The organism is Rhizobium mesoamericanum STM3625, assembly GCF_000312665.1.
Lineage (GTDB): Bacteria > Pseudomonadota > Alphaproteobacteria > Rhizobiales > Rhizobiaceae > Rhizobium > Rhizobium mesoamericanum.
Window position 1 is genome coordinate 2,667,673 of sequence record NZ_HF536772.1, and the last position, 24,539, is coordinate 2,692,211.

Consider the following 24,539-nt stretch of genomic DNA (forward strand, 5'->3'; position numbering starts at 1 on the left):
CAGGATTTCATGAACGATCCGGCGGTGCTTGCGCGGCGTCAGAAGGCACTGTCGCGGCTTGATGCTGCGGAATGAAGGGTTGATGGAATACTCTCAAAGCCAAAGCCGAAGGGGTATGTTATCACCCGCCCCCTCCCTTCCCTTGCAACCCGGCCCAGCCGGCCGGATCGGGGGCTGATCGTCAGAGCAAGTGTCGCGTTTCTAACTGGCTGACAATGTCGCGCCTCTAGTCAGCTTTGACATCTGATGTAGCCGGGCACATTCTATTTTCAACTGCGACATGCCAATGATTTCAACGGCTTCACTTTGGAGATTTTGGCATGTCCCGATGCTATACGCAGCTTGCTCTCGCCGACCGACGACGCCTACATCAGCTAGTGGCGGCAAAAGTTCCCGTCAACGAAATGGCCCGTCAGCTTGGCCGTCACCGCTCGACGATTTACCGCGAGATCAAGCGCAACACGTTTCGCGATCGTGAACTGCCGGACTACGACGGCTACTACAGCACGGTTGAAGCCTGCGACGTCCAACAAGGCGTTCGCGGGCTACGCGCCCGTGAATTGCTTCTGCCCAATCGAGCGTGGCTCTCCGGGTCATGGGCGAACTGCGTGACCACGTTGTGTCGTCGGCAAAGTTCACGAAGGCGCCGCGCCCAATACTAATGGTCGCGGTAGTTCCCAGCTCGCCGTCCACGGCCCATTCGAGTGGGGCTCGCTCGTTGCAGGCCGCGTGTCCTGCTCGATGACCACGGACTGATGCCCTCCGTGTCCGGGAGGAACGATCATCACGGGCCCGTCCTCAGCGGCGCCGTCTTCCAAGCATCATGTTTGGCATTGCCTGGGGCGGCAAGCCCTGTAATCGACCACCCTTCTGCATCGTCCAACGCTTGGCTTATGGCTTCCAGTGATGGAAACGAGGCGTAGATCTAGTGGGCTTCGCGCTCGCCCTAGCAGCGTCGCCGTGGGAACAAGCGTGCGCTGTTTGGCGGAATTCGGAAGCCCCTCCCCGCTCGCCTCAACCGACATCAAGCACCAAGGATCATGACCGCACTTGATTGCAACTGATCTGCGGTCTTGAAGGGATCTGAACCAGCGGCACCTTGCCCAGATGGGTCAAGTGCCCCTCGGAACGGACTTCGGGCGCGTTCAACCCGGTGGCCGAGCAGCAGGAAGTGATGGCCCCGCGATCTCGTCCTTGAACGGATGATCCGACTGCCGCCGGTCGATGCCGATATCAGTGGCGGCGCCATTGGCGCCAACCGCCGCACCTTTCCCTCAGATCATTTGTCCCGAAATCGCAATCACGTGCGCGGCTTCAGGTTTTCCGGGTCGTAGATCGGCTTGTAGCCGACGCTGATGACTTCAACCGGGTAGGTCTCGGTGAAGTACTCGACATTCAGCTTGCGGCCGACCTGGCAGTATTCATGTGGGAGATAGGCGAGCGCGATGTTCTTGCCGACCGTCGGACCGTAGGCGACGGAGGTGGTGTAGGAGATGCGGCCGACGCTATCGACAAGCGTCTTACCGGTTTCCGGGTCCATGACCGGCATGGAGCCGACGGGGTAGCGTTTGACCCCCTTGCTGTCGGTGTTCTCGGTCATGACGAGCGTGCAAAGCATCGCCGGCTGGTGTTCGCGCGCCTTGTATTCCAGGTGCTTGGCCTTTCCGCGGAAATCGGCTTCCTTTACCTTCGGACGGGCGAGGTCGGCTTCCAGCAAGTTATACTGGGTGAGCAGGTCGGCGTTCTGCAGACGCAGCGACTTTTCCATGCGGCGCGAGTTGGCGTAGGTCTCGACGCCGAACGGCATGACCCCAGTGGCGCGCAGCGCGTCCCAGACGGCGAGGCCGTCCTCGTATTTCATGTGCAGTTCCCAGCCCTGCTCGCCGACATAGGAAATGCGGAAGGCGGTGACCATCTTGCCCGCGATCTCGACCGGCTTGATGGCCGCGAAGGCGAAGTTTTCGGGGTCGAGCGCAGCCGGATCGGCCACGACCTTCTTCAGCGTGTCGCGGGCGTTCGGACCCCAGATGCCGATGGTGATGAATTTTTCCGAGACGTCGGTGATGGTGACGTCGAGACCGCGATCCTCGGCCACGCGCTTCATGTAGTGGAAGTCGCGCGGGCCGGCATCGGCGCCGTTGATCAGGCGGCAACGGTCGGCCATGCGGATGACGGTGAAGTCGGCGCGCACCATGCCCTCGTCATCGAGGAAGTGGGTGTAGATCCCCTTGCCGATATTGGCGTCACCACCGATCTTGGCGACGCAGAGCCATTCCAAGAGCTCGACATGATCGGGGCCTTCGAGGTCGACCATGTGGAAGTGGCTGAGGTTGACGATTCCGCAATCCTCGCTCATCGCCAGGTGCTCGGCATTGGAGACGCGCCAGAAGTGGCGGTTGTCCCATTCGTTTTCGCGCACCGGAACACGGTCGCCATATTTCTCCAGAAGGTGCTCGTTGGCCTTGTAGCCGTGGGCACGCTCCCAGCCGCCGAGCTCCATGAAGTAGCCGCCGAGTTCCTTCTCGCGCTCGTAGAAGGGCGAGCGCTTGGCGTTGCGACCGGAGGCATAGGGCTCGCGGGTGTGTACAGCGGGGAAGTAGATCTTCTGCGCGGCCTCGTAGCAGCGGCCGGCGATGAATTCCTCGGTAAGCTGGTGCGGGTAGAAGCGGGCATAGTCGATCGAGTTATGGTCGATCTCGGTGCGGCCGTCGGTCATCCAGTCGGCGATCAGCTTGCCGTAGCCCGGGCCGTCCTTGACCCAGATGGCGACGCAGTACCAGAGGCCGCGCACCTTCTGGCTCTCGCCGCAGGAAGGGCCGCCGGCGGCGGAGACCTGCAACAGGCCGTTGAAGGAGTGGCTTTCGTTATAGCCTAGTTCGCCGAGGATCGGCGTCAGTTCCATGGCCTTTTCGAGCGGCTCGAGGATCTGCTCCATTTCGAGGTCGCGCTGCGAGGGCGAGAGGCGAGCTTCATGCTTCTCGAGCAGTTCGCGCGGGTGGCACATGCGCGGATTGGTGGTTTCGTAATAGCCCCACTCGATCTGGCCGCCTTCCGTCGTCTTCGGGTCGCCGGTGTCGCGCATATAGGCCGAGTTGCCCTGGTCGCGCAGCAACGGGAAGCCGATTTCCTTGCCGGTGCCTTCGAACTCGTTGTAGGGGCCGAAGAAGGTCAGCGGGTGATCGACCGGCATGACGGGCAGGTCCTCGCCGACCATCTCGGCGATCAGGCGGCCCCAGAGGCCGGCGCAGACGATGACGTGGTCGGCCATGATGGTGCCGCGATGGGTGACGACGCCCTTGATGCGGCCGCCTTCGACGATCAGCGACTGGGCCGGCGTGTTGCCGAATATCGTGAGCTTGCCGGACTTCTCGGCTGCATCAACCAGCTTGCCGGCAACGGTCTGCGAGCGTGGGATGACGAGGCCGGCGTCGGGATCGAACATGCCGCCCTGGACCTGATCTTCCTCGATCAGCGGGAACATTTCCTTGATCTCTGCGGGGGACACGTAGCGGGCGTTGGTGCCGAAGGCCTTGGCGGAGGTGAGCTTGCGCTTGATCTCTTCCATCCAGGGGTCATCGCCTGTGCGAGCGACTTCAAGGCCGCCGATGCGGGAGTAGTGGCCCATCTTCTCGTAGAAGTCGATCGAATACTGGGTGGTCCAGACCGAGAGATAGTCGTGGCTGGTGGTGTAACAGAAGTCGGAGGCGTGGGCGGTCGAGCCGATGTCAGTTGGGATGCCCGATTTGTCGATGCCGACGATGCCGTCCCATCCGCGTTCGATCAGGTGATGCGCGATCGAGGCGCCGACGATGCCGCCGAGACCGATAATGACAACTTTTGCCTTGCTTGGAAATTCCGCCACGTACCGGTTCCTTCTCAGTTCTTCGACGAATGTGCCACGCCACATTCATTTCAATTCTCGGTCAGACCTCTTCGCATAAAAACCACGGTGTTGGACAGCTCATGATCGTCATTGGCTCCGCCCCCCGCGACATCGGCGCAATCGCGCTGTCAAGCGAAGCGAGAAATTGACCCATATATTGCCTCACCGGGAGAGGTACTGTCACATTGTTTGACGTGGGGACGCATGGAGCCGCAAGGTGGATTTCAGGCGAGTTGCAGCGCGGCCATCCTCCATTGGGTAGTCGCGGCTTGGCGGAAGGATCGGATCTGGACAGCGGGGCGATTTGACTTGGCGGGAACGAAATGGTTTCGGACGGCTGAGAAGATCGAGACAAATTGTTGTAGCGACCCGATCGACCGAAATCCTTGCCGGGTCGTTCACGCTGCGAATTCTCGGCCCTGTTGTTCAGCGATGCTCGGCGGCGGGCATGACCTGACGCCGGGCGGCGCCATAGGATCGCAGCTTTTCGGTGATGATGCGCTTGGGCGCCTTGCCCTTTTTCTTCAGCAAACGGACCAGAAATCGCTTGGCTGCCTTGGTGTTGCGGCGAATCTGAACGATTTTATCCGGGACATATCCGTCTTGATTCACGGTGCGCCACAGCCAGCAATTTCTACCTCCGATTCGCGCCACAGCCTCGTCGAGAGCCACACGTCGCTGGAAGAAGGCGATTTGCGGTCCAGCCGCGCTGTGATCATGGAACCGTGCGACCTATACCATCGGCGGATCGTTTCATACGAGACTGCCACACCGCGCTCCAGCATCATTTCCTCGACTTCGCGCAGGCTGACATTGAACCGGAAATACAGCCAGATTGCACGGGCGAGGATTTCAATAGGGAAGCGACGATTCTTGTAGGTCGGGTCGCGCTGTTCATCCTGCCGGACTACCGCAATCGACTGGCGAAAAATCAATGTGACAACACCTGTACAGGTCTTCGGATGTGTAGCCGAGCCAATGAAAGTGAACGGCGGCCCAGTGCAGGCCCAGTGCACGAACTTGCGGTTCATCGCGCCTGTGGCGGTCCGGACGGATATCATGGACGATCCGAAGGTCCTTGCGCGGCGCCAGAAGGCACTGTCGCAGGGGCTATTTTTTCGGTTGCTGTAGCGTCAGCGGCTTCGCGGTTCCCGCTATGCTTTTTGACAACTTCAAGCGCAGCCTCTTTCTTGATACCGTGTTTCTTCGCGAAATAGGCGATCGCAAGGTTCGCTCGCGGAAACGCGGCCGGATCAGCCGCGCCGCGCTTGGATTTGTCATCTGCCCTAGTACCTAGCCTCTAAAGAAATCGGCCGGCAAAAGATTCCGGCGGCGTCAGCTGGCCTTCCACATGTCGGCCATATCATAGGGAGAACGTGCATTGCCATCTCATGCGTGTCGGCGGGCGCATGTGCTTGATCTGAGCACGCGCCAGGTGCGTCGTCTGCTGCAGCGGATGCGCACTGGCGCTCCGGTAAGCCACTCCAATTGGAGCGACCACTGATCCGCGCTCTTTCTTTGTGCGTAGATCGCCCTACAATTCCCTAGGACAGCAACGGAGCCGTTGCCATGCGCGTCTTTCTCGCAGTTTTCATTCTGTGTGCCGCGTCCTTTGTTTTATTTGCGACCGCTCGAGCCGAAGATCCGATCGACACGACGCGCACGATGATCGAGGCGCAGATCAAGGCGTTCCTGAATGACGATGTCGACACGGCCTATTCCTTTGCCGCGCCCGCGATTAAGGCGATCTATCCCGACAAGAATGTCTTCTTCGCAATGGTCAAGAAGAGCTACGAGCCGGTCTACCATCCAGGCAACTATGCCTTCGGCCGAAGCCGCTCGATCGACAACGGCGCAATGATCTATCACGAGGTACTGATATCAGGCCGCGACGGCAAGGATTGGACCGCGATCTACCAGGTGGCGCGTCAGCCTGATGGAAGCTACAAGATTAACGGCGTGCAGATCGTGCCAAATACGCAGAGCAAAGGCATCTAAAGCAACTCCGGAAAGCACGTCCGATTTTCCGTACGGCGCCACCTGTGAGGAGGTCGCCGAGGTCACGGTGATTAGCGTCTATATGTGCGGCGGTCCCGCCGCAGACGCTTTGCCTACGCCAGTTTGCCCGAAGCTTGAGGCAGCTCAGACGGGATCGAGGTCGCCCCTCGCCCATTCCTCCATGGTCTCCGCCATGAAATTGGCGAAGTGGCCCTCGGATATCGCTTTGCGAATGCCCTGCATCAACTCCTGATAGTAGGCGAGATTGTGCCAGGACAGCAGCATGCCGCCGAGTGCCTCATTGGCACGCACGAGGTGGTGCAGATAGGCACGCGAGTAGTCACGCGATGCCGGGCAGTTCGACTGCTCGTCGAGCGGTCGCATATCCTCGGCGTGGCGGGCATTGCGGATGTTGACTTTGCCTCGACGTGTAAAAGCAAGCCCATGCCGGCCCGAACGGGTCGGCATAACGCAGTCGAACATATCAATGCCGCGGGCAACGGACTTCAAAATGTCGTCAGGCGTGCCGACGCCCATGAGGTATCGCGGTTTTTCGGTTGGTAGGACCGGCAGCGTTTCCTCAAGCATCTTCAGCATGACGTCTTGTGGTTCGCCGACAGCGAGACCACCAACGGCATAGCCCTTGAGGTCGAGATTGGTCAGTGCTGCCGCCGACCGGATGCGCAGCGCGGGCACATCCCCGCCCTGCACGATGCCGAACATTGCCTTGCCGGGCTGATTGCCGAATGCGACCTTGCATCTCTCCGCCCAGCGCAGCGAAAGCTCCATGGCGCGCTCGATCTCGCGGGGTTCCGCAGGAAGTGCCACGCATTCGTCGAGCTGCATCTGGATGTCTGAATCGAGCAATCCTTGGATCTCGATCGAGCGCTCCGGAGACATATGATGCAGGCTGCCGTCGACATGCGACTTGAACGTCACTCCCTGTTCGTCGAGCTTGCGGAGGCCAGAAAGCGACATCACCTGGAACCCGCCGGAATCGGTCAGGATTGGATGCTCCCAGCGAATCAGCTTGTGCAGGCCGCCGAGGCGCGCGACGCGCTCGGCCGTCGGGCGCAGCATGAGATGGTAGGTATTGCCGAGGATGATATCGGCCCCGGTGTCACGAACTTGGTCGAGATACATCGCCTTGACGGTGCCGACGGTACCGACGGGCATGAAGGCCGGCGTGCGGATAGTGCCGCGCGGCATCGAGACTTCGCCAAGGCGAGCACCGGCGTCGGTCTTCTTGAGAGTGAACTGAAATTTCTCGGTCATTTAGTCTTTCCGGAAAAGAAGGCTCGAATCGCCATAGGAATAGAAGCGGTAGCCCGTCGAAATCGCGTACTTGTAAGCGACCTGCATCGTCTCGAAGCCTGCGAAGGCCGAAACGAGCATGAACAGTGTCGAGCGAGGCAGATGGAAGTTCGTCATGAGCACGTCGACCGTCTTGAAGCGGTAGCCCGGCGTGATGAAGATGCCGGTAGCACCGGCCCAAGCGCGGATCTCGCCGTTCTCCTGCGCAGCACTTTCGATCAGCCGCAGTGAAGTCGTGCCGACGCAGATGATGCGTCCGCCCCTTGCCCTGACGGCATTGAGGCTCGCCGCCGTCTCGGCGCTGACATAGCCACTCTCGAGATGCATCTTGTGATCTTCGGTATCGTCGGCCTTCACAGGCAGGAAGGTGCCGGCCCCGACATGCAGCGTTACGAAATGCCGCTCGACACCCGCCTTGTCGATGGCTTCGAAAAGCGCCGGCGTGAAGTGAAGCCCGGCCGTCGGGGCGGCGACGGCACCCTCCTCGCGGGCATAAATCGTCTGGTAGTCGGCGCGGTCGCGCTCATCCTCGGCGCGCTTGGCGGCGATGTAGGGCGGCAGCGGAATATGTCCGACCGAATGGATGGCCTCGTCGAGGATCGGTCCGGAAAGATCGAATGCAAGTGTGACCTCCCCGCCCTCGCCCTTTTCCTCGACGGTGCATTCGAGTTTGCCGAGCAGGCAACTGCTGCCGTCATGGCCGAACGAGATACGATCGCCGATCTTGATGCGCTTGCCGGGTTTGGCGAAGGCCTTCCAGCGGCTGGCGCCGATGCGCATATGAAGTGTCGCCGAAACCTGCTGACCGCCGGCGCCGTCACGGTGACGGACGCCCTCGAGTTGCGCCGGGATCACCTTGGTATCGTTAAAGACGAGCGCGTCGCCTGCCCTCAGGAAGGCAGGCAGATCGCTGACCCGATAGTCGGATAGCTGTACCGCACCGGCCGGATCGACGACGAGAAGGCGCGCGCTATCGCGCGGCTCGGCAGGCCGCAACGCAATCCGTTCATCAGGCAGGTCGAAATCGAAGAGGTCTACGCGCATCACTCAAATCCGGGCAAAGCGAAACCCGCCCCACGCTTTCGCGCAAGGGCGGGTTTCAGCAGAAATCACAATCAGACGTCAGCAGCAACCCGCATCGAGACGATCGAGTCCGGATCGACAACCGGCTCGCCCTTCTTGATCTTGTCGACGTTGTCCATGCCTTCGATGACCTGGCCCCAGACGGAGTACTGCTTGTTCAGCCAGGGAGCATCCGTAAAGCAGATGAAGAACTGCGAGTTGGCCGAGTTCGGGTTCTGCGAGCGGGCCATCGAGCAGGTGCCTCGAACATGGCTGACTGCCGAGAATTCAGCCTTGAGGTCCGGCTTTTCGGAACCGCCCATGCCGGCGCGGCTGGGGTTAAAGCTTTCGCCACCCTTCTTGCCGAACTTCACGTCGCCGGTCTGCGCCATGAAATCGTTGATGACACGATGGAAGACCACGTTGTCATACGCCTTCTCGCGAGCGAGTTCCTTGATGCGGGCAACGTGCCCCGGGGCCACTTCCGGCAGCAACTGGATGACAACCTTACCCTTGGTGGTTTCCAGGATGATGGTGTTTTCGGGATCCTTGATCTCGGCCATTCTTCTTCTCCTACTTGTCTTGAAACTTACTTGCTTCCGACGGTGACCTTGATCATCCGGTCGGGATTGCTGACTTCGCCGTTCTGGCCCTCGCCGCGCTTGATCTTGTCGACGTTCTCCATGCCGGAGACAACCTTGCCGACAACTGTGTACTGGCCGTTGAGGAAGGAGCCGTCAGCAAACATGATGAAGAACTGGGAGTTTGCGGAGTTCGGATCCTGCGAGCGGGCCATGCCGACCGTACCACGAACGAAAGGCGTCTTTGAGAATTCGGCCGGCAGGTCAGGCAGATCGGAGCCGCCGGTACCGGCACGGCTCGCATCGAAACCCTTTTCCATGTTGCCAAACTTCACGTCGCCGGTCTGCGCCATGAAGCCTTCAATGACGCGATGGAAGGCGACGTTGTCATACGCGCCCTTCTTGGCAAGCGCTTCGATCTGGGCGACATGCTTCGGAGCGACTTCAGGCATAAGCTGAATCACGACCGGGCCATCCTTGAGCTGGATCGTCAGCGTGTTGCCCGATTGGGCGAATGCGCCGCCAGCAAACGAGGCAAGAGAAAGCACGGCTGCAAATGCGAAAGAAAAAAGTTTCATGTTGGCTCCATTGCGGCGACGTGATCGCCTAGGATTTGCGCTTGGATTGAAGGGCTTTTAAGACGGCAGCCGGCACAAAGGCGCTGACATCGCCTCCCATGGCAGCGATTTGCCGGACCAATGTGGCGGTTATGGGCCGTGAGGCCGTTCCGGCGGGCAGAAAGATCGTTTGAATGTCGGGTGCCATCTGGCGGTTCATCCCGGCCATCTGCATTTCATAGTCGAGATCTGTTCCGTCCCTCAGGCCGCGGATCAAAAGCGCCGCTCCATGGGAGCGCGCGGCATCGACGACGAGGTTGTCGAAGGCAACGACCGAGATATCGCCCGTCTTTTCAGGCAGTGCTTCAGCCAGCGACCGACGAATGAGATCCGCCTTTTCGTCGAAGGAAAAGAGCGGCGTTTTGCCAGGATGGATGCCGATCGCGACGATAACTTTGGATGCAACGCTCAGCGCCTGGATAAGAACATCCAGATGTCCGTTGGTGATCGGGTCGAACGACCCAGGGTAAAAAGCTGTCGTCATTTGGCCTAGCCATTTGTTTCGCCGACCTTTTGTCATGGATGAAGTCCGCCCGCAAGTTATTTGCCCTTTGGCTGAACGGCTGATGAATGAGGCATTCAAGGCGGCTTCAGACGGAATGTCTATAACGGAGAGCGTCAACAGCCGATGTCAATTCCGGCATCGGTTCTCCCCGGAAACGCTCATGCTGATCATCCTCGTTGCAATCGCTGTCGTCGTCTCGCTGCTTGCCGAATTTCTCTGCGGGTACGTACGGGATATCCAGGATACAAGCTGGGTTCGGCCTAGCCTCCGGAAACATCACGCAATCGTGCGTGCGACGGGAAACGTGGCTTTTAAACCGATTAAGAATTCTGAACGCCAGATGAACGGCGCATTCAAAGTCGCTTCAGATCGGCCTTGGTAAACGACCGATCAATAGCCCTGGAACCATTCTCGCACGCATGCGTTCACTCAACCAGCGTAATGCGACTTGCCGCACAAGGAAGAAAATATGCCCAATAAAGTTACCATGATTAATGCTGTCTGGATGGTAATGATGACCGGTATGCTTGCAGCGACTGTCGCGCTCTATGATCAGAAAGTGGATGCGTCCAAGGTATATGGTCCCTATGCGTCTGCACGTGCGGCGATAACGAGCCAGTACTAAGGAACGTGAACGCAACGCCCAGGAGGATTGCTCATGTTCACGATACTAACAGTGCTAACCGCCCTTATCAGCATTATGTTTGTCGTGTCCGTGGCATCCACCATCGCCGCCCTTCGCCATGAAAACGAAGAGGCAAAGAGGGTCGATGGAAAGCACAGCTGGTTCTAGCCACTGTCGTTGTTCTGGGGATGCGTCTTGACCGCACAAGGCCGGATGACCTGTCATCCGGCCTTTCTCATACCTGAAGATAATACTGGTCGCTGTCGTTTAACGGTGCAATCCGACATTCTCGTGATCGTTGATGCGCCGTACCATGATGACGTCGTCGATTTCCCTGCTGTCATGGATGAAGCCGCCAGAGCGCCCGACCTCGTGGAAGCCTTCGCGCTCATAAAATCGTCTGGCGGACGTATTCTCTGCACTGACCGCGAGTTCCAGCTGCCGGATTCCGCTCTTACGCGCAAAGGCTACGGTCGCATTGAGGAGCTCCCTGGCGTGGCCTCCGGCCCTCTCGCTGCCACGCACATAGACCATGATTAGCGTCGCACGGTGCGCTATCTTGCTGGCGCGTTGTCTGCTCAGCCCCATGATGCCAATCGGATCATTACCCTTGAAGGCCGCAAATATCGGCCCGTCAGCCAATCGCGTGCGCCATTCGTCGTCTGATAGCGCTTCCCAGTCTTCGACGCTACTGGCGAACGCTGCCGGTTCGGTGAGTAATGCCTCCAGCCGAATGGCTTTAAAGATCGCAACGTCCTCAATCCCGAGAATCCGGATCAATCTGGTCCTCCTTCGACTGCGCGTTCCCCGGGGCATCAACACTTCGAGAAGCCAAAAAGAAAACCGGGCAGTTGCCCGGTTTTCAAGATCAAAACTTCAAAACATCAAGCTTCCGCATCGGGTGCGCCTTCCTGGGCCGCGGCAATATCGTCGCCATTTTCGGCAATGTCTTCGGCCTCTTCTTCCGGCTCGCTGATGCGCTCGACAGATACCACTTTCTCGTCCTTGGCCGTCGAGAAAATGGTAACTCCCTTCGTTGCGCGGCTTGCGATACGAATGCCCCCCACCGGCACGCGGATAAGCTGGCCGCCGTCGGATACCAGCATGATCTGGTCGCCGTCGTTAACCGGGAAAGCGGCAACGAGTTCGCCGATCTCGGTCGTCTTGGACGTATCGGTAGCACGAATGCCCTTGCCGCCGCGGCCGGAAATCCGGAAGTCATAGGACGACGAGCGTTTGCCGAAGCCTTTTTCGGAAACCGTCAGGACGTATTGCTCACGTGCCTTCAGTTCCTCGTAGCGTTCGTCGCTCAATTGACCTTCCTCGGTCACCTCCTCGCCAACCAGCGAGATTTCCTCAGCGTCACCCGTCGTCAGGCGCCGCTCGCTTGCGGCCCGCTTCAGATAGGCAGCGCGCTCCCATGGCTCAGCGTCCACATGCCCGACAATCGTCATTGAGATGATGCGGTCGCCATCGCCGAGATTGATACCGCGAACACCGATCGAGTTGCGACCTGCGAAGACGCGGACATCATCGACCGGGAAGCGGATGCACTGGCCAAGGGCTGTCGTCAGAAGCACATCGTCATGCTCCGTGCAGGTCTCGACGGAGAGGATTTCGTCGCCCTCCTCCTCGAGCTTCATCGCAATCTTGCCATTGCGATTGACCTGGACGAAGTCGGAAAGCTTGTTACGGCGAACCGTTCCGCGCGTGGTCGAGAACATTACATCGAGCTTGTCCCAGCTATCCTCGTCCTCCGGCAGCGGCAGGATCGTCGTTATGCGTTCACCGGGCTCCAGCGGCAGCATGTTGATGAGCGCCTTGCCGCGCGCCGTCGGTGTGCCAATCGGCAGGCGATAGACCTTTTCCTTGTAGACGATCCCGCGCGATGAGAAGAACAGAACCGGCGTATGCGTGTTGAGAACGAATAGCTGGCTAACAAAATCTTCATCGCGCGTGGTCATGCCGGAGCGGCCCTTGCCGCCGCGGCGCTGTGCACGATAGGTCGTCAGCGGCACGCGCTTGATGTAGCCGAGATGCGAGACGGTCACGACCATGTCTTCGCGGGCGATGAGATCCTCATCATCCATCTCGAGACCGCCGTCCATGATCTCGGTGCGGCGCGGCGTGCCGAATTCGTCGCGAACGGCGGCAAGCTCCTCCTTGACGATCGTCTGGATGCGAATACGCGACGACAAGATTTCAAGATAATCCTTAATCTCTTCGCCTATCTTATTGAGTTCATCGCCGATTTCGTCACGGCCGAGCGCGGTCAGACGGGCCAGGCGCAATTCGAGGATGGCGCGTGCCTGCTCTTCCGAGAGGTTGTACGTAAGGTCCTCGTTGATGCGGTGACGCGGGTCGTCGATCAGGCGGATCAGACTCTCGACGTCGGACGCCGGCCAGCGGCGCGTCATCAGTTCTTCACGGGCAGACTGCGGATCGGGCGCCTGCCGGATGACGCGAATGACTTCGTCGATATTGGCAACAGCAATCGCGAGGCCGACCAAGACGTGAGCCCGTTCTCGCGCCTTGCGCAGCAGAAATTTCGTTCTCCGGCTAACGACTTCCTCGCGGAAGGAGACGAAGGCACGGAGCATGTCGAGCAGCGTCAGCTGTTCCGGCTTGCCGCCGTTCAGCGCCACCATGTTGCAGCCGAAGGAGGTCTGCAGCGGCGTGTAGCGGTAGAGCTGGTTCAGGATGACGTCGGCATTGGCGTCGCGCTTCAGCTCGACGACGACACGGTAGCCTTGGCGGTCGGATTCGTCGCGCAGATCGGAGATGCCCTCGATACGCTTGTCGCGCACCAGTTCGGCCATCTTTTCGATCATCGTCGACTTGTTCACCTGATATGGGATCTCGGTGATGATGATCTGTTCGCGATCACCACGCATCGGTTCGATGGTGGCAACACCGCGCATGATCACCGAACCACGGCCGGTCTCATAGGCAGAGCGAATGCCGGCGCGGCCAAGGATTTTGGCGCCGGTCGGAAAGTCCGGGCCGGGAATGATCTGCATGATTTCAGGCAGTTCGATCGCGGGATTGTCGATCAGCGCAATACAGCCGTCGATGACTTCGGACAAATTATGCGGCGGGATGTTGGTCGCCATACCGACGGCAATGCCGCCGGCGCCGTTCACCAGGAGATTCGGGAACTTGGCGGGAACGACGACTGGCTCAGAGAGTGTGCCGTCGTAGTTGTCGCGGAAGTCGACCGTTTCCTTGTCGAGATCGTCGAGCAGCGAATGTGCGGCCTTCTGCAGGCGGCACTCGGTGTAGCGTTCGGCTGCCGGTGGATCGCCATCGACGGAGCCGAAGTTGCCCTGGCCGTCGATCAGTGGCAGCCGGAGCGACCAGTCCTGCGCCATGCGCGCCAGCGCGTCATAGATCGCTGCGTTGCCGTGCGGATGGTATTTACCCATCACATCCCCGGTAACGCGGGCGCATTTGACGTATTTCTTGTTCCAGTCGATGCCCAGTTCGGACATGCCGTAGAGGATGCGCCGGTGCACAGGCTTCAGGCCGTCGCGGACATCAGGCAAGGCGCGGCTGACGATAACGCTCATCGCGTAATCGAGGTACGACCGCTGCATTTCCTCCATGATGGAGATGGGCTCGATGCCTGGCGGGAGCTTCCCGCCGCCGGGGGGTGTTTGCTCAGTCAAAACAGATCACGATCTCTTCTAGAATTACTTGAAGATTTATAGCGGAAAGGCTGTTCCCGCGCCAATTTTGGCAAAGGTTTTGAACAGTCTTTTGCGGTCTTATGAGGGCAATTTTTGCCCCAACGGCAACTATTTACGCCATCAGGAGAGCGCCATTTGCCAAATTGATTTCTCCGCATCACAATCGCCAAAAACCAAGCGTTTATATGGGCTCATGGAGAGACAATGGCAAGCGCCGACCAACTGATCAACGCTTTCACGACGCTCCTTGTCACGATCGATCCGCCTGGCCTTGCGCCGATCTTTCTTGGACTAACGACCGGCATGAGCCGCAGCCAGCGAAAGCAGGTGGCGCTGCGCGGCTCGATTATCGCCTTCGCCATTCTTTCTGCCTTCGCGCTGTTTGGAGCCAGCGTGCTCGGGGTACTCGGCATCTCGATCGGCGCCTTCCGCATTGCCGGTGGCCTCCTCTTGTTCTGGATCGCCTTTGAAATGGTGTTCGAGAAGCGACAGGACCGTAAGGAGAAGACAAGCACGACCGCGATTACCGTCGATCACATCCACAACATTTCGGTCTTCCCGTTGGCGATTCCGCTGATCGCCGGTCCTGGAGCCATTTCGGCGACCCTCCTGATCGCCGGGTCGATGCAGACCTCCCTTTTGCGCGTACAATTGATCATCGTCATTGCATCGAATCTGTTGCTGCTGTTTCTCTCGCTTCTCGTCGCCGACAGGCTCGATCGCTTCCTCGGCGTAACTGGGCGCGCAATTCTGACCCGCCTTCTCGGCGTCATCCTGGCCGCACTTGCCACTCAGTTCGTCGTTGATGGCTTGAAGTCCACGCTTGGGACGATGCCGGTTGGATAGGCTGTTGGCGCTTCGCCCGTGAGCCAAGCCGTGTCGTTTCCGACACTTTGACAGCATCGGCTTGGAACCCGAAGTGAATTCACCGCGCGCCCGGTTACGCCTTCAGCAGGCGCGTCTGCGCTTCCACGATTGTCCGCCGAGGCGCGTCGGCAGTCTCGAACACTTGGTAGAGGAAGCGTTTTATCGCCTCGGCTTCACGGTCGACAACCGACGCCAGCGCCGGATCGCCATCGGCCCACGCCCGCATGGTTGCAATTGACCTGCCGATGGCGCCTGATCTGCGCATCGCGCCTGCATTGAACAGCCTGCTGTCGACGACATACCAGACGAAGATCTGGATCGCGATTGATCGCGGATGCGGTTCCCGTTCGCGAATGGACTTGAATTTGGCCCAGAGTTGCCTCAGGTCATCTTCGCTTAGGCGGTCGAGATCCAGGCCTAACTCCAGGAGATCGTCTGTGACCATCCTGCGCGCTGTGCTGGCCGTTATCGATCCAAATTGGGCATCCGGTTCGCTCATGACGCGAATATCGCGCCGGCCCGTTAGTTTGAAAATCCACCGGCGCCTATCCTTTCGGAGAGGGAAATGCTGCCACTTTGACTAGAGACGATCCGGCACAACTACGATTTCGATCAACAGATCGCCTGGTCTTTGTCGGCGGTGGTTCTCAGCTAAAAACAGACAGCGCACCTGTCGGCGCGCCGTCACGCGATGCTCGTCGGTGATAGCCTTCGATCAGAACGGGATATCGTCGTCGAGATCGCGCGAGAAGTTCCCCCCGCTACCGCCGCTGCTGCGCCCTGACGATTGTGACGGCGCGCCGTAATCATCGCCATAACCACCACCGCCGAAATCGCCACCTGCATTGCTGCCACGGCCGCCGCCGAAGCCCGAGCTTGCGCCTCCGCCTTCGCCGCGACCGTCGAGCATCGTCAGAGTCGAGTTGAAACCCTGCAGAACGACTTCCGTCGAATAGCGGTCCTGGCCGTTCTGATCCTGCCATTTGCGGGTCTGCAACGCGCCTTCGATGTAGAGCTTGGCGCCCTTCTTTACATACTGCTCGACAACCTTGCAGAGACCTTCGTTGAAGACCACGACCGTATGCCATTCCGTCTTCTCGCGGCGTTCACCGGAGTTGCGGTCACGCCATGTCTCGGACGTCGCAATACGAAGATTGGCGATCGGCCGGCCATCCTGGGTCCGCCGGATTTCGGGGTCGGCGCCCACGTTCCCGATCAGAATTACCTTGTTTACGCTGCCAGCCATACTTTCACCTTACCTGCCGCCCTGCCAGGCGGCGCTTGAACCAATCGGTTCATCTTAAACCATAGACCGCCGGCGATGGGCGTCCACCGCCAATTCATCCACAAGGAATTTTGTTCTTTATTTGTTCTAGTTTATCTATACGATCCTGTCAACCGAATCGAAAACCTTGCAACGGATGGATATTCAGCCTCGACTCGCCAGCCGGCATCACTAAATAAGGGGCTTGTTCCAGCACAGAAGCAGAAGACGATGAGCGAACTGAAGACGATCTCAATCCGCGGCGCCCGCGAGCACAATTTAAAGGGCATTGATCTCGATCTGCCGCGAAACAAACTCATCGTCATGACCGGCCTTTCGGGCTCCGGCAAGTCGTCGCTTGCCTTCGACACGATCTATGCTGAAGGGCAACGGCGCTATGTCGAAAGCCTTTCTGCCTATGCGCGCCAGTTCCTCGAAATGATGCAGAAGCCTGACGTCGACCAGATAGACGGCCTGTCGCCGGCTATTTCGATCGAGCAGAAGACGACTTCGCGCAATCCGCGCTCGACGGTCGGCACGGTGACCGAAATCTATGACTACATGCGTCTGCTCTTTGCCCGCGTCGGCGTGCCCTATTCGCCCGCGACCGGGCTGCCGATCGAGAGCCAAACGGTCAGTCAGATGGTCGATCGCGTGCTCGAATTCGGAGAGGGAACGCGTCTCTACATTCTTGCGCCGCTGGTGCGCGGACGTAAGGGCGAGTACAAAAAAGAGCTGGCGGAATTGATGAAGAAGGGCTTCCAGCGCGTCAAGGTCGACGGCCAGTTCTACGAGATCGCGGACGTTCCGGCTCTCGACAAGAAGTACAAGCACGACATCGATGTTGTGGTTGACCGCATTGTCGTCCGTCCGGATATGGCTTCGCGCCTTGCCGACAGCTTCGAGACTTCGCTCAAGCTTGCCGACGGCCTAGCCGTTGCGGAATTCGCAGACAAACCACTGCCGCCGGAAGAAACGGCAGCTGGCGGCTCTGCCAACAAGTCGCTCAACGAAACGCATGAACGCGTACTCTTTTCAGAAAAATTCGCCTGCCCGGTGTCGGGTTTCACCATTCCGGAGATCGAGCCGCGGCTCTTTTCGTTCAATAATCCAGCGGGCGCCTGCCCGACCTGCGACGGCCTGGGCGCCCAGCAGAAGATCGACGCCAACCTGATCGTGCCAGAGCCCGAGCGCACGTTGCGCGACGGCGCGATCGCGCCCTGGGCCAAATCGACCTCTCCTTATTACAATCAGACGCTCGAAGCCCTCGGCAAGCACTACGGCTTCAAGCTCGGCGCGCGTTGGAACGATCTGTCCGATAAGGCCAGGGATGTCATCTTGAATGGCACCGACGAGAAAATCGAGTTCCATTATGCCGATGGTGCGCGCTCATATACCACGCACAAGAATTTTGAGGGCATTATCACCAATCTCGAACGTCGCTGGAAGGAGACGGATTCGGCCTGGGCGCGCGAGGAAATCGAGCGCTATATGTCGGCTGCCCCCTGCCCGTCTTGCGGCGGTTATCGCCTGAAGCCAGAGGCGCTTGCCGTCAAGATCAACAGGCTACATATCGGCCAGGTGACCGATATGTCGATCCGCGTCGCCCGTGACTGGTTCGAGGTCCTGCCGCAATCACTGAGCGCCAAACAGAACGAGATAGCTGTTCGCATTCTCAAGGAGATCCGCGACCGCCTGCGCTTCCTCAATGACGTCGGTCTGGATTACCTCAGTTTGTCGCGAAACTCCGGCACCCTGTCGGGAGGCGAAAGCCAGCGCATCCGGTTGGCGTCGCAGATCGGTTCTGGTTTGACCGGTGTGTTGTATGTTCTTGACGAGCCCTCGATCGGTCTGCACCAACGCGACAACGCTCGCCTGCTCGATACGCTGAAGCACCTTCGCGATATCGGCAACACGGTGATTGTAGTCGAGCATGACGAGGACGCGATCCTGACGGCCGATGATGTCGTCGATATCGGCCCGGCAGCCGGCATCCATGGTGGGCAGGTGATCGCCCACGGCACGCCCCAGGAAATCATGGCAAACCCGAAGTCGCTGACTGGAAAGTATCTGTCCGGCGAGCTGGGCGTTCCGGTCCCCAACGAGCGGCGCAAGCTCAAGAAGGGCAAGGAGATCAAGGTCGTCGGTGCCCGCGGCAACAATCTGAAGAACGTCACCGCCTCCATCCCACTTGGCGTCTTTACGGCGGTCACCGGTGTATCAGGCGGAGGAAAGTCCACCTTCCTGATCGAGACGCTGTATAAATCCGCCGCCCGGCGCGTCATGGGAGCCCGCGAAATTCCGGCTGATCATGATCGTATCGACGGTTTCGAGCACATCGACAAGGTCATCGATATTGACCAGTCGCCGATCGGCCGCACGCCGCGCTCCAACCCGGCGACGTATACGGGCGCGTTCACCCCGATCCGCGATTGGTTTGCCGGCTTGCCAGAAGCGAAGGCACGGGGCTACCAGCCCGGTCGCTTCTCGTTCAACGTCAAGGGAGGGCGCTGCGAAGCCTGCCAGGGCGACGGCGTCATCAAGATCGAGATGCATTTTCTCCCTGACGTCTACGTCACCTGCGATGTTTGCCATGGCAAGCGTTACAACAGAGAGACCCTGGACGTCACGTTTAAGCACAAATCCATTGCCGACGTGCTCGATATGACCGTAGAGGAAGGCGTCGATTTCTTCGCCGCCGTCCCGGCTGTCCGGGACAAGTTGCAGGCACTGAAGGATGTCGGCCTTGGTTACATCAAGGTCGGTCAACAGGCCAATACGTTGTCAGGTGGTGAAGCCCAGCGCGTCAAGCTGGCAAAGGAACTGTCGAAGAAATCGACGGGACGTACGCTCTATATCTTGGACGAGCCGACGACTGGCCTTCATTTCCATGACGTCGCCAAGCTCTTGGAAATGCTGCAGGAGCTGGTCAATCAAGGCAACTCGGTCGTCGTCATCGAGCACAATCTCGAAGTCATCAAGACCGCGGACTGGATTCTTGATTTCGGCCCGGAAGGCGGTGATGGTGGCGGGGAGATCGTCGCGGTCGGCACGCCGGAAGCGATCGTCAAGGAGAAGCGGTCCTATACCGGGCAGTTCCTGCAGGAGTTGCTTGAGCGGCGCCCTGTTCGGAAAGCTGTGGCGGCAGCGGAATGATGTTGAGAGCGGCTACGCTCGATGACCTGCGGGCGATCGAAGCGCTGACCGCCGAAGCCTATGCTCCCTACACGCATCTCTTTGGACGTCCGCCAATCCCTGTCACCGAGGATTATGCACCGCGCATAAATCGCGGCGAGGTCTTCCTGAGAGAAGTGCAAGGCGAGCTTGCTGGCCTGGCCGTCGTTGAGGGGCACGCAGACCATATGATGCTTTTCAGCATCGCTGTTTCCCCAAGATTTCAGGGGGCAGGTCACGGTCTTGCTATTCTGAAATGGGCGGAAGATACGGCGTTCGAATGGAGGCTTCCGGAAATTCGTCTCTACACGAATGCGCGCATGGAACGGAATATTGCGCTCTATCGAAGATTTGGCTTTCGGGAAACGGGTCGCCGCGAGAATCCGCGTAGGCCCGGATGGGTGATCGTCGATATGGCAAAAAAAGTCGGCGGCCCGAGATATGGGAGGAAGGAATGACGAAATCCGGCAACATTCGCGTCGGCATCGGCGGCTGGACCTTTGATGCATGGCGGGATCATTTCTATCCTGGGGACCTGAAGCAGAAGGATGAATTGCACTACGCAAGTCGCAAGCTGAAGGTCATTGAGATCAACGGCACCTATTACAGCTCGCAGAAGCCTGAAACCTTCGCCAAGTGGGCCGCAGATGTACCGGATGGGTTCATCTTTTCGCTCAAGGCCAGTCGTTTCGTCACCAATCGCCGCGTCTTGGCAGAGGCTGGTGAGTCGATGGAGCGCTTTCTGACCCAGGGCCTGACGGAGCTTGGCCCCCACCTCGGCCCAATCTTATGGCAGTTCGCGCCGACGAAGAAGTTCGATCCGGATGATTTCGAAGGCTTCCTCAAGTTGTTGCCTGCCAAGCAGGATGGCTTGCCTTTGCAGCATGTCGTCGAGGTGCGCCACGAATCGTTCAAGGTGCCGGAATTCGTGACGTTGCTGGCGAAATACCGGGTCGCGCCTGTCTGCGCCGAGCACTTCGACTATCCGATGATTGCGGATGTGACGGCCGACTTCGTCTATGCGCGCCTTCAGAAAGGGTCGGATGAGATCAAGACCTGTTATTCGCCGGGCGATTTGCAGGCCTGGGCCAGGCGCCTTGAAACCTGGGCGGATGGCAAGGTGCCCGGCGATCTGCCTCTGGTCGATGGCGATCGCAAGGTCGCCACCGAGCCGCGGGAGGTCTTTGCCTTTATTATTCATGAAGGCAAGGTCAATGCACCTTTTGGGGCCATGGCACTACAGGAAGCGGTGTCGCGATAGCGTCGTCAGAGCGGACGGACCTGCGTCGCCAGTTCTTCCGCTGTCAAGCCTTTGCCGCCGAGCAAGCCGGCTTCTCCATGCATGTAGACGCCGGCCGCCGCTGCCTCGAACGCAGGAACACCCTGGGCCATGAGTGCGCCGATGATCCCCGCAAGAACGTCGCCGGATCCTGCAGTCGCAAGCCAAACAGGCGCATTGGTGTTGATATATGCTCTACCATCAGGCGAGGCGATGACGGTGTCAGCTCCTTTGTAGACGATGGCAGCGTTTGCCCGCGCCGCTGCAGCCTGCGCCTTTTCGATCTTGCCAATTGCTGTGTCGGCCGCGATGTCAGGAAACACCCGGCTGAACTCGCCCTCGTGTGGCGTAATCACCAGTCGCGGTATGCCGGAAAACCGTGAAAACAGTTCGTCAGGCGCATCCTTGAATGAGGAGAGCCCGTCCGCATCCAGCACGAGTTGTCGCTCGGACAATAAGGCGACGAACCGACGTGCCTTCTCGCCAACGCCGAAACCTGGACCAAGAACGAACGTCTGCAGCCGCTCGTCATGTAGCCAATCGCTGAGCGCGGCCTCGTCCTCGATCGCGTGCAGCATGATCGCCGTGAGATGGGCCGCATTCTCCCCGACGGCGTCTTTGGGCGCGGCGATTGTGACAAGCCCTGCCCCTGCTTTCAGCCCCGCCATAGCCGACATCCGCGCCGCGCCGGTCTTGCTCGCTTCACCGGAGAAGACGACGAGGTGACCGCGCTTATATTTATGTGTTCCAAGCCTGTTCGATGGTAGCGCCCGGCGCCAAAGTTCGGGTCCGTTCTCGGCGATCTGTTGTTTTTTCTCGGCGTGGATGATGCGACTGGGTATACCAATGTCAAAGACTTCGAGTTCACCGCAGAGCTCGCGCCCCGGCATCAAGAGATGCCCGGGTTTTCTCGTCATGAAGGTGACCGTCCTATCTGCCACAAACGCCGCGCCACGGACGGATCCGGTGCGACCGTCGACGCCAGATGGTAGATCGACGGCAATCACCGGCACATTTGTCCCGTTTACCCGTTCGATCACGTCGCGAACACCAGCCGGGACATTCCGGGCAAGACCAGCCCCAAAGATGGCGTCGATGATCACATCGCCGTTCCTCGGCTGATAGGACTCTAGAGATTGTGGGGCGGCCGGGAAATTGTCCCTAGCCCGAGCGGCATCTCCCTTGAGCCTCGTCGGTTCCCCCATCTGGAATACGTCCACGACAACGCCGCTCTCGTTTAGGTGTCGTGCCGCGACATAGCCATCACCACCATTGTTGCCCGGCCCGCAAAGAACGGCGGCGCGAAGGACGGCGGGAAAATGACGCAACAAGGTGGCTGCGACCGCCTCTCCCGCTCGCTCCATAAGGGCATAGCTGTCGATCCCGGAATCGGCCGCCCTGGCATCGACTGCTGTCATTTCTTCTGGAGTGAGGAGCAGCTTGGAGATTCCATCGTTCATCGGCGCATTGAAACAGAAATCGCCTAAATAACAACCGGTTCGTTGCGCGCTGCAAAGATCAAAAACTAGGCAAATGCACAAAATAGATGCTTGCGGTTCGAATTCGGGAGATTATTAGCGCGGGCAAATATTTCGAAAAATATGCCGGATTCTCATCGTCCGCGTCGATTTTTGAGGATTCATGGCGGAAAATCATCGATAAATCCCCGAGATTGCAGGTTTTTGTATGTGATGAGGGCCGGTTTTTGAAAAATCCGCTTCCCAACTGGCACGATAACTGCATCATGACGGCAAGCAGGTCTGAGCCTGTTATTAACGGGAGAAGCGGAGAGTCATTTTCTCATGAAAAAGATCGAAGCGATCATCAAGCCCTTCAAGCTCGACGAGGTGAAGGAAGCCCTTCAGGAAGTCGGCCTGCAGGGCATTACAGTTACAGAAGCGAAGGGCTTCGGTCGCCAGAAAGGCCATACGGAACTCTACCGTGGCGCGGAATATGTCGTCGATTTCCTTCCAAAGGTGAAAGTGGAAGTCGTTCTCGCGGACGAAAACGCGGACGCCGTCATTGACGCGATCCGCAAGGCCGCCCAAACCGGACGCATCGGCGACGGAAAGATTTTCGTGTCGAATGTGGAAGAAGTCATCCGCATCCGCACCGGCGAAACCGGCATCGACGCTATCTAATCTTTATCGCCTTTTCGGCGAGCCAAATATCGTCATCTCAAATAAAGGAACTATTTAATGGCGACCGCAAGCGAAATTCTTAAGCAAATCAAGGAAAACGATGTCAAGTTCGTGGACCTGCGCTTCACCGATCCAAAGGGCAAGCTGCAGCACGTCACCATGGACGTCGTCTGCGTTGACGAGGACATGTTCGCTGACGGCGTCATGTTCGACGGTTCCTCGATCGCTGGCTGGAAGGCCATTAACGAATCCGACATGGTGCTGATGCCGGACCCGGAAACGGTTCACATGGACCCCTTCTTTGCGCAGTCCACCATGGTTATTCTGTGCGATATTCTCGATCCGGTTTCCGGTGAAGCATACAACCGCGATCCGCGCGGCACGGCCAAGAAGGCTGAGGCTTACCTCAAGGCATCGGGCATCGGCGACACCGTTTTCGTTGGTCCAGAAGCCGAATTCTTCGTCTTCGACGACGTTCGCTACAAGGCTGATCCCTACAATACCGGCTTCAAGGTTGACTCCACGGAACTCCCGTCCAACGACGACACCGAATATGAAACCGGCAACCTTGGTCACCGTCCGCGCGTCAAGGGCGGTTACTTCCCGGTTCCACCGATCGACAGCTGCCAGGACATGCGTTCGGAAATGCTTACCGTCCTGTCCGAAATGGGTGTCGTCGTCGAGAAGCACCACCACGAAGTGGCAGCTGCTCAACACGAACTCGGCATCAAGTTCGACACGCTCGTCCGCAACGCCGACAAGATGCAGATATACAAGTACGTCGTGCACCAAGTCGCTAACGCCTATGGCAAGACGGCAACCTTCATGCCGAAGCCGATCTTCGGCGACAACGGCTCGGGCATGCACGTGCACCAGTCGATCTGGAAGGGCGGCAAGCCGACCTTCGCCGGCGATGAATATGCAGGCCTGTCCGAAACCTGCCTCTATTACATCGGCGGCATCATCAAGCATGCCAAGGCGATCAACGCCTTCACCAATCCGTCTACGAACTCCTATAAGCGTCTTGTTCCGGGCTATGAAGCGCCGGTTCTGCTCGCCTACTCGGCTCGCAACCGCTCTGCCTCGTGCCGCATCCCATTCGGCAGCAACCCGAAGGCGAAGCGCGTCGAGGTTCGTTTCCCGGATCCGCTGGCCAACCCTTACCTCGCCTTTGCTGCGATGCTAATGGCCGGCCTCGACGGTATCAAGAACAAGATCCATCCAGGCAAGGCCATGGATAAGGACCTCTACGACTTGCCTCCGAAGGAACTGAAGAAGATCCCGACGGTCTGCGGCTCGTTGCGCGAGGCGCTGGAAAGCCTCGACAAGGACCGCAAATTCCTGACGGCCGGCGGCGTCTTCGACGACGATCAGATCGACTCCTTCATCGAGTTGAAGATGGCCGAGGTGATGCGCTTCGAGATGACGCCGCATCCGGTCGAGTACGACATGTACTATTCAGCTTGATCAAAACACGAGGTCCCGGCTTTGGCTGGGGCTTCGCCTGCCGATGTCATGGCTGCCGAAGGCGGATATGACA

20 protein-coding genes and 2 pseudogenes are annotated in these 24,539 nt (G+C 58.8%); 10 read left to right on the forward strand and 12 right to left on the reverse strand.

Annotation, left to right across the window (positions count from 1 at the left end):
• Window positions 1–320: 320 nt before the first annotated feature.
• A pseudogene (locus tag BN77_RS13145) lies at window positions 321–563 on the forward strand (helix-turn-helix domain-containing protein); the annotation flags it as partial.
• 737 nt (window positions 564–1,300) lie between these two features.
• Here BN77_RS13145 and BN77_RS13150 read toward each other — a convergent pair.
• Together BN77_RS13150 and BN77_RS31410 are read right to left on the reverse strand one after the other, a co-directional pair.
• Entirely contained in the window at window positions 1,301–3,862 is a 2,562-nt protein-coding gene (locus tag BN77_RS13150; RefSeq protein ID WP_007532574.1) for a GcvT family protein, read from the reverse strand.
• 245 nt (window positions 3,863–4,107) lie between these two features.
• Window positions 4,108–4,800 (reverse strand): annotated as a pseudogene (locus BN77_RS31410) (IS6 family transposase).
• 652 nt (window positions 4,801–5,452) lie between these two features.
• Between BN77_RS31410 and BN77_RS13165 the strand changes: the two are divergent.
• On the forward strand, window positions 5,453–5,881 hold the full coding sequence (locus BN77_RS13165; RefSeq protein WP_007532582.1) for a DUF4864 domain-containing protein: 429 nt from the start codon (window positions 5,453–5,455) through the stop codon (window positions 5,879–5,881).
• 144 nt (window positions 5,882–6,025) lie between these two features.
• Here BN77_RS13165 and tgt read toward each other — a convergent pair whose 3' ends face one another.
• The 5 genes from tgt to coaD form a co-directional block, all read right to left on the reverse strand.
• Window positions 6,026–7,156, reverse strand: a complete 1,131-nt coding sequence (gene tgt, locus BN77_RS13170) for a tRNA guanosine(34) transglycosylase Tgt (protein ID WP_007532585.1) — start codon at window positions 7,154–7,156, stop codon at window positions 6,026–6,028.
• Entirely contained in the window at window positions 7,157–8,239 is a 1,083-nt protein-coding gene (gene queA / locus BN77_RS13175) for a tRNA preQ1(34) S-adenosylmethionine ribosyltransferase-isomerase QueA (RefSeq protein ID WP_007532587.1), read from the reverse strand.
• 71 nt (window positions 8,240–8,310) lie between these two features.
• Window positions 8,311–8,820, reverse strand: coding sequence for a peptidylprolyl isomerase (locus BN77_RS13180; RefSeq protein WP_007532589.1), 510 nt, complete (start codon window positions 8,818–8,820; stop codon window positions 8,311–8,313).
• 26 nt (window positions 8,821–8,846) lie between these two features.
• The gene (locus BN77_RS13185) at window positions 8,847–9,416 is read right to left on the reverse strand and encodes a peptidylprolyl isomerase (protein ID WP_007532591.1); all 570 of its coding nucleotides are present in this window, start codon (window positions 9,414–9,416) and stop codon (window positions 8,847–8,849) included.
• 28 nt (window positions 9,417–9,444) lie between these two features.
• A complete protein-coding gene (gene coaD / locus BN77_RS13190; RefSeq protein WP_007532593.1) occupies window positions 9,445–9,939 on the reverse strand; it encodes a pantetheine-phosphate adenylyltransferase in 495 nt (164 codons plus the stop codon).
• Window positions 9,940–10,429: 490 nt separating this feature from the next.
• On the opposite strand from coaD, the gene BN77_RS34130 reads away from it, so the two are divergent.
• Window positions 10,430–10,585: a hypothetical protein gene (locus BN77_RS34130; RefSeq protein ID WP_007532597.1), complete on the forward strand. Its 156-nt coding sequence runs from the start codon at window positions 10,430–10,432 to the stop codon at window positions 10,583–10,585.
• Between the two features lie 33 nt (window positions 10,586–10,618).
• Entirely contained in the window at window positions 10,619–10,753 is a 135-nt protein-coding gene (locus BN77_RS35540; RefSeq protein WP_268871399.1) for a hypothetical protein, read from the forward strand.
• 99 nt (window positions 10,754–10,852) lie between these two features.
• Here the strand turns inward: BN77_RS35540 and BN77_RS13200 are convergent, their stop codons facing one another.
• Both BN77_RS13200 and gyrA read right to left on the reverse strand, forming a co-directional pair.
• Entirely contained in the window at window positions 10,853–11,401 is a 549-nt protein-coding gene (locus tag BN77_RS13200; RefSeq protein WP_051177134.1) for a GNAT family N-acetyltransferase, read from the reverse strand.
• A 68-nt stretch (window positions 11,402–11,469) separates the two neighbouring features.
• A complete protein-coding gene (gene gyrA / locus BN77_RS13205) occupies window positions 11,470–14,253 on the reverse strand; it encodes a DNA gyrase subunit A (protein ID WP_081593547.1) in 2,784 nt (927 codons plus the stop codon).
• A 225-nt stretch (window positions 14,254–14,478) separates the two neighbouring features.
• Here gyrA and BN77_RS13210 point away from each other — a divergent pair, with 225 nt between their 5' ends.
• Complete coding sequence (locus BN77_RS13210) at window positions 14,479–15,120, forward strand: MarC family protein (protein ID WP_007532604.1); 642 nt, start codon at window positions 14,479–14,481, stop codon at window positions 15,118–15,120.
• A gap of 94 nt (window positions 15,121–15,214) precedes the next feature.
• On the opposite strand, the gene BN77_RS13215 is transcribed toward BN77_RS13210, so the two are convergent.
• Both BN77_RS13215 and BN77_RS13220 read right to left on the reverse strand, forming a co-directional pair.
• Window positions 15,215–15,640, reverse strand: coding sequence for a hypothetical protein (locus BN77_RS13215; RefSeq protein ID WP_007532606.1), 426 nt, complete (start codon window positions 15,638–15,640; stop codon window positions 15,215–15,217).
• Between the two features lie 216 nt (window positions 15,641–15,856).
• Window positions 15,857–16,387 (reverse strand): single-stranded DNA-binding protein, encoded by a 531-nt coding sequence (locus tag BN77_RS13220; RefSeq protein WP_007532608.1) that lies wholly within the window; start codon window positions 16,385–16,387, stop codon window positions 15,857–15,859.
• A gap of 249 nt (window positions 16,388–16,636) precedes the next feature.
• Here BN77_RS13220 and uvrA point away from each other — a divergent pair, with 249 nt between their 5' ends.
• Genes uvrA through BN77_RS13235 form a run of 3 tightly spaced genes read left to right on the forward strand, consistent with a single transcriptional unit; the run spans window position 16,637 to window position 20,840 of the window.
• On the forward strand, window positions 16,637–19,561 hold the full coding sequence (gene uvrA, locus BN77_RS13225; protein WP_007532610.1) for an excinuclease ABC subunit UvrA: 2,925 nt from the start codon (window positions 16,637–16,639) through the stop codon (window positions 19,559–19,561).
• On the forward strand, window positions 19,558–20,037 hold the full coding sequence (locus BN77_RS13230; protein ID WP_040677155.1) for a GNAT family N-acetyltransferase: 480 nt from the start codon (window positions 19,558–19,560) through the stop codon (window positions 20,035–20,037). Before uvrA ends, BN77_RS13230 begins: the two co-directional genes overlap by 4 nt.
• Window positions 20,034–20,840, forward strand: coding sequence for a DUF72 domain-containing protein (locus BN77_RS13235; protein WP_007532615.1), 807 nt, complete (start codon window positions 20,034–20,036; stop codon window positions 20,838–20,840). Before BN77_RS13230 ends, BN77_RS13235 begins: the two co-directional genes overlap by 4 nt.
• A 5-nt stretch (window positions 20,841–20,845) precedes the next feature.
• Here BN77_RS13235 and BN77_RS13240 read toward each other — a convergent pair whose 3' ends face one another.
• Complete coding sequence (locus BN77_RS13240) at window positions 20,846–22,318, reverse strand: bifunctional ADP-dependent NAD(P)H-hydrate dehydratase/NAD(P)H-hydrate epimerase (RefSeq protein ID WP_007532617.1); 1,473 nt, start codon at window positions 22,316–22,318, stop codon at window positions 20,846–20,848.
• A gap of 342 nt (window positions 22,319–22,660) precedes the next feature.
• On the opposite strand from BN77_RS13240, the gene BN77_RS13245 reads away from it, so the two are divergent.
• Both BN77_RS13245 and glnA read left to right on the forward strand, forming a co-directional pair.
• Entirely contained in the window at window positions 22,661–22,999 is a 339-nt protein-coding gene (locus tag BN77_RS13245; protein ID WP_007532619.1) for a P-II family nitrogen regulator, read from the forward strand.
• A gap of 57 nt (window positions 23,000–23,056) precedes the next feature.
• Window positions 23,057–24,466: a type I glutamate--ammonia ligase gene (glnA, locus tag BN77_RS13250; RefSeq protein WP_007532621.1), complete on the forward strand. Its 1,410-nt coding sequence runs from the start codon at window positions 23,057–23,059 to the stop codon at window positions 24,464–24,466.
• Window positions 24,467–24,539 lie beyond the last annotated feature (73 nt).

Coding starts and splice junctions, on each gene's coding strand:
- BN77_RS13235 (WP_007532615.1), top strand. CDS start 20,034: ATGACGAAATCCGGCAACATTCGCGTCGGCATCGGCGGCTGGACCTTT.
- coaD (WP_007532593.1), bottom strand. CDS start 9,939: ATGACGACAGCTTTTTACCCTGGGTCGTTCGACCCGATCACCAACGGA.
- BN77_RS13185 (WP_007532591.1), bottom strand. CDS start 9,416: ATGAAACTTTTTTCTTTCGCATTTGCAGCCGTGCTTTCTCTTGCCTCG.
- glnA (WP_007532621.1), top strand. CDS start 23,057: ATGGCGACCGCAAGCGAAATTCTTAAGCAAATCAAGGAAAACGATGTC.
- BN77_RS13200 (WP_051177134.1), bottom strand. CDS start 11,401: ATGCCCCGGGGAACGCGCAGTCGAAGGAGGACCAGATTGATCCGGATT.
- BN77_RS13210 (WP_007532604.1), top strand. CDS start 14,479: ATGGCAAGCGCCGACCAACTGATCAACGCTTTCACGACGCTCCTTGTC.
- tgt (WP_007532585.1), bottom strand. CDS start 7,156: ATGACCGAGAAATTTCAGTTCACTCTCAAGAAGACCGACGCCGGTGCT.
- BN77_RS13220 (WP_007532608.1), bottom strand. CDS start 16,387: ATGGCTGGCAGCGTAAACAAGGTAATTCTGATCGGGAACGTGGGCGCC.
- BN77_RS34130 (WP_007532597.1), top strand. CDS start 10,430: ATGCCCAATAAAGTTACCATGATTAATGCTGTCTGGATGGTAATGATG.
- BN77_RS13165 (WP_007532582.1), top strand. CDS start 5,453: ATGCGCGTCTTTCTCGCAGTTTTCATTCTGTGTGCCGCGTCCTTTGTT.
- BN77_RS13180 (WP_007532589.1), bottom strand. CDS start 8,820: ATGGCCGAGATCAAGGATCCCGAAAACACCATCATCCTGGAAACCACC.
- queA (WP_007532587.1), bottom strand. CDS start 8,239: ATGCGCGTAGACCTCTTCGATTTCGACCTGCCTGATGAACGGATTGCG.
- BN77_RS13240 (WP_007532617.1), bottom strand. CDS start 22,318: ATGAACGATGGAATCTCCAAGCTGCTCCTCACTCCAGAAGAAATGACA.
- uvrA (WP_007532610.1), top strand. CDS start 16,637: ATGAGCGAACTGAAGACGATCTCAATCCGCGGCGCCCGCGAGCACAAT.
- BN77_RS13245 (WP_007532619.1), top strand. CDS start 22,661: ATGAAAAAGATCGAAGCGATCATCAAGCCCTTCAAGCTCGACGAGGTG.
- BN77_RS35540 (WP_268871399.1), top strand. CDS start 10,619: ATGTTCACGATACTAACAGTGCTAACCGCCCTTATCAGCATTATGTTT.
- BN77_RS13230 (WP_040677155.1), top strand. CDS start 19,558: ATGATGTTGAGAGCGGCTACGCTCGATGACCTGCGGGCGATCGAAGCG.
- BN77_RS13215 (WP_007532606.1), bottom strand. CDS start 15,640: ATGAGCGAACCGGATGCCCAATTTGGATCGATAACGGCCAGCACAGCG.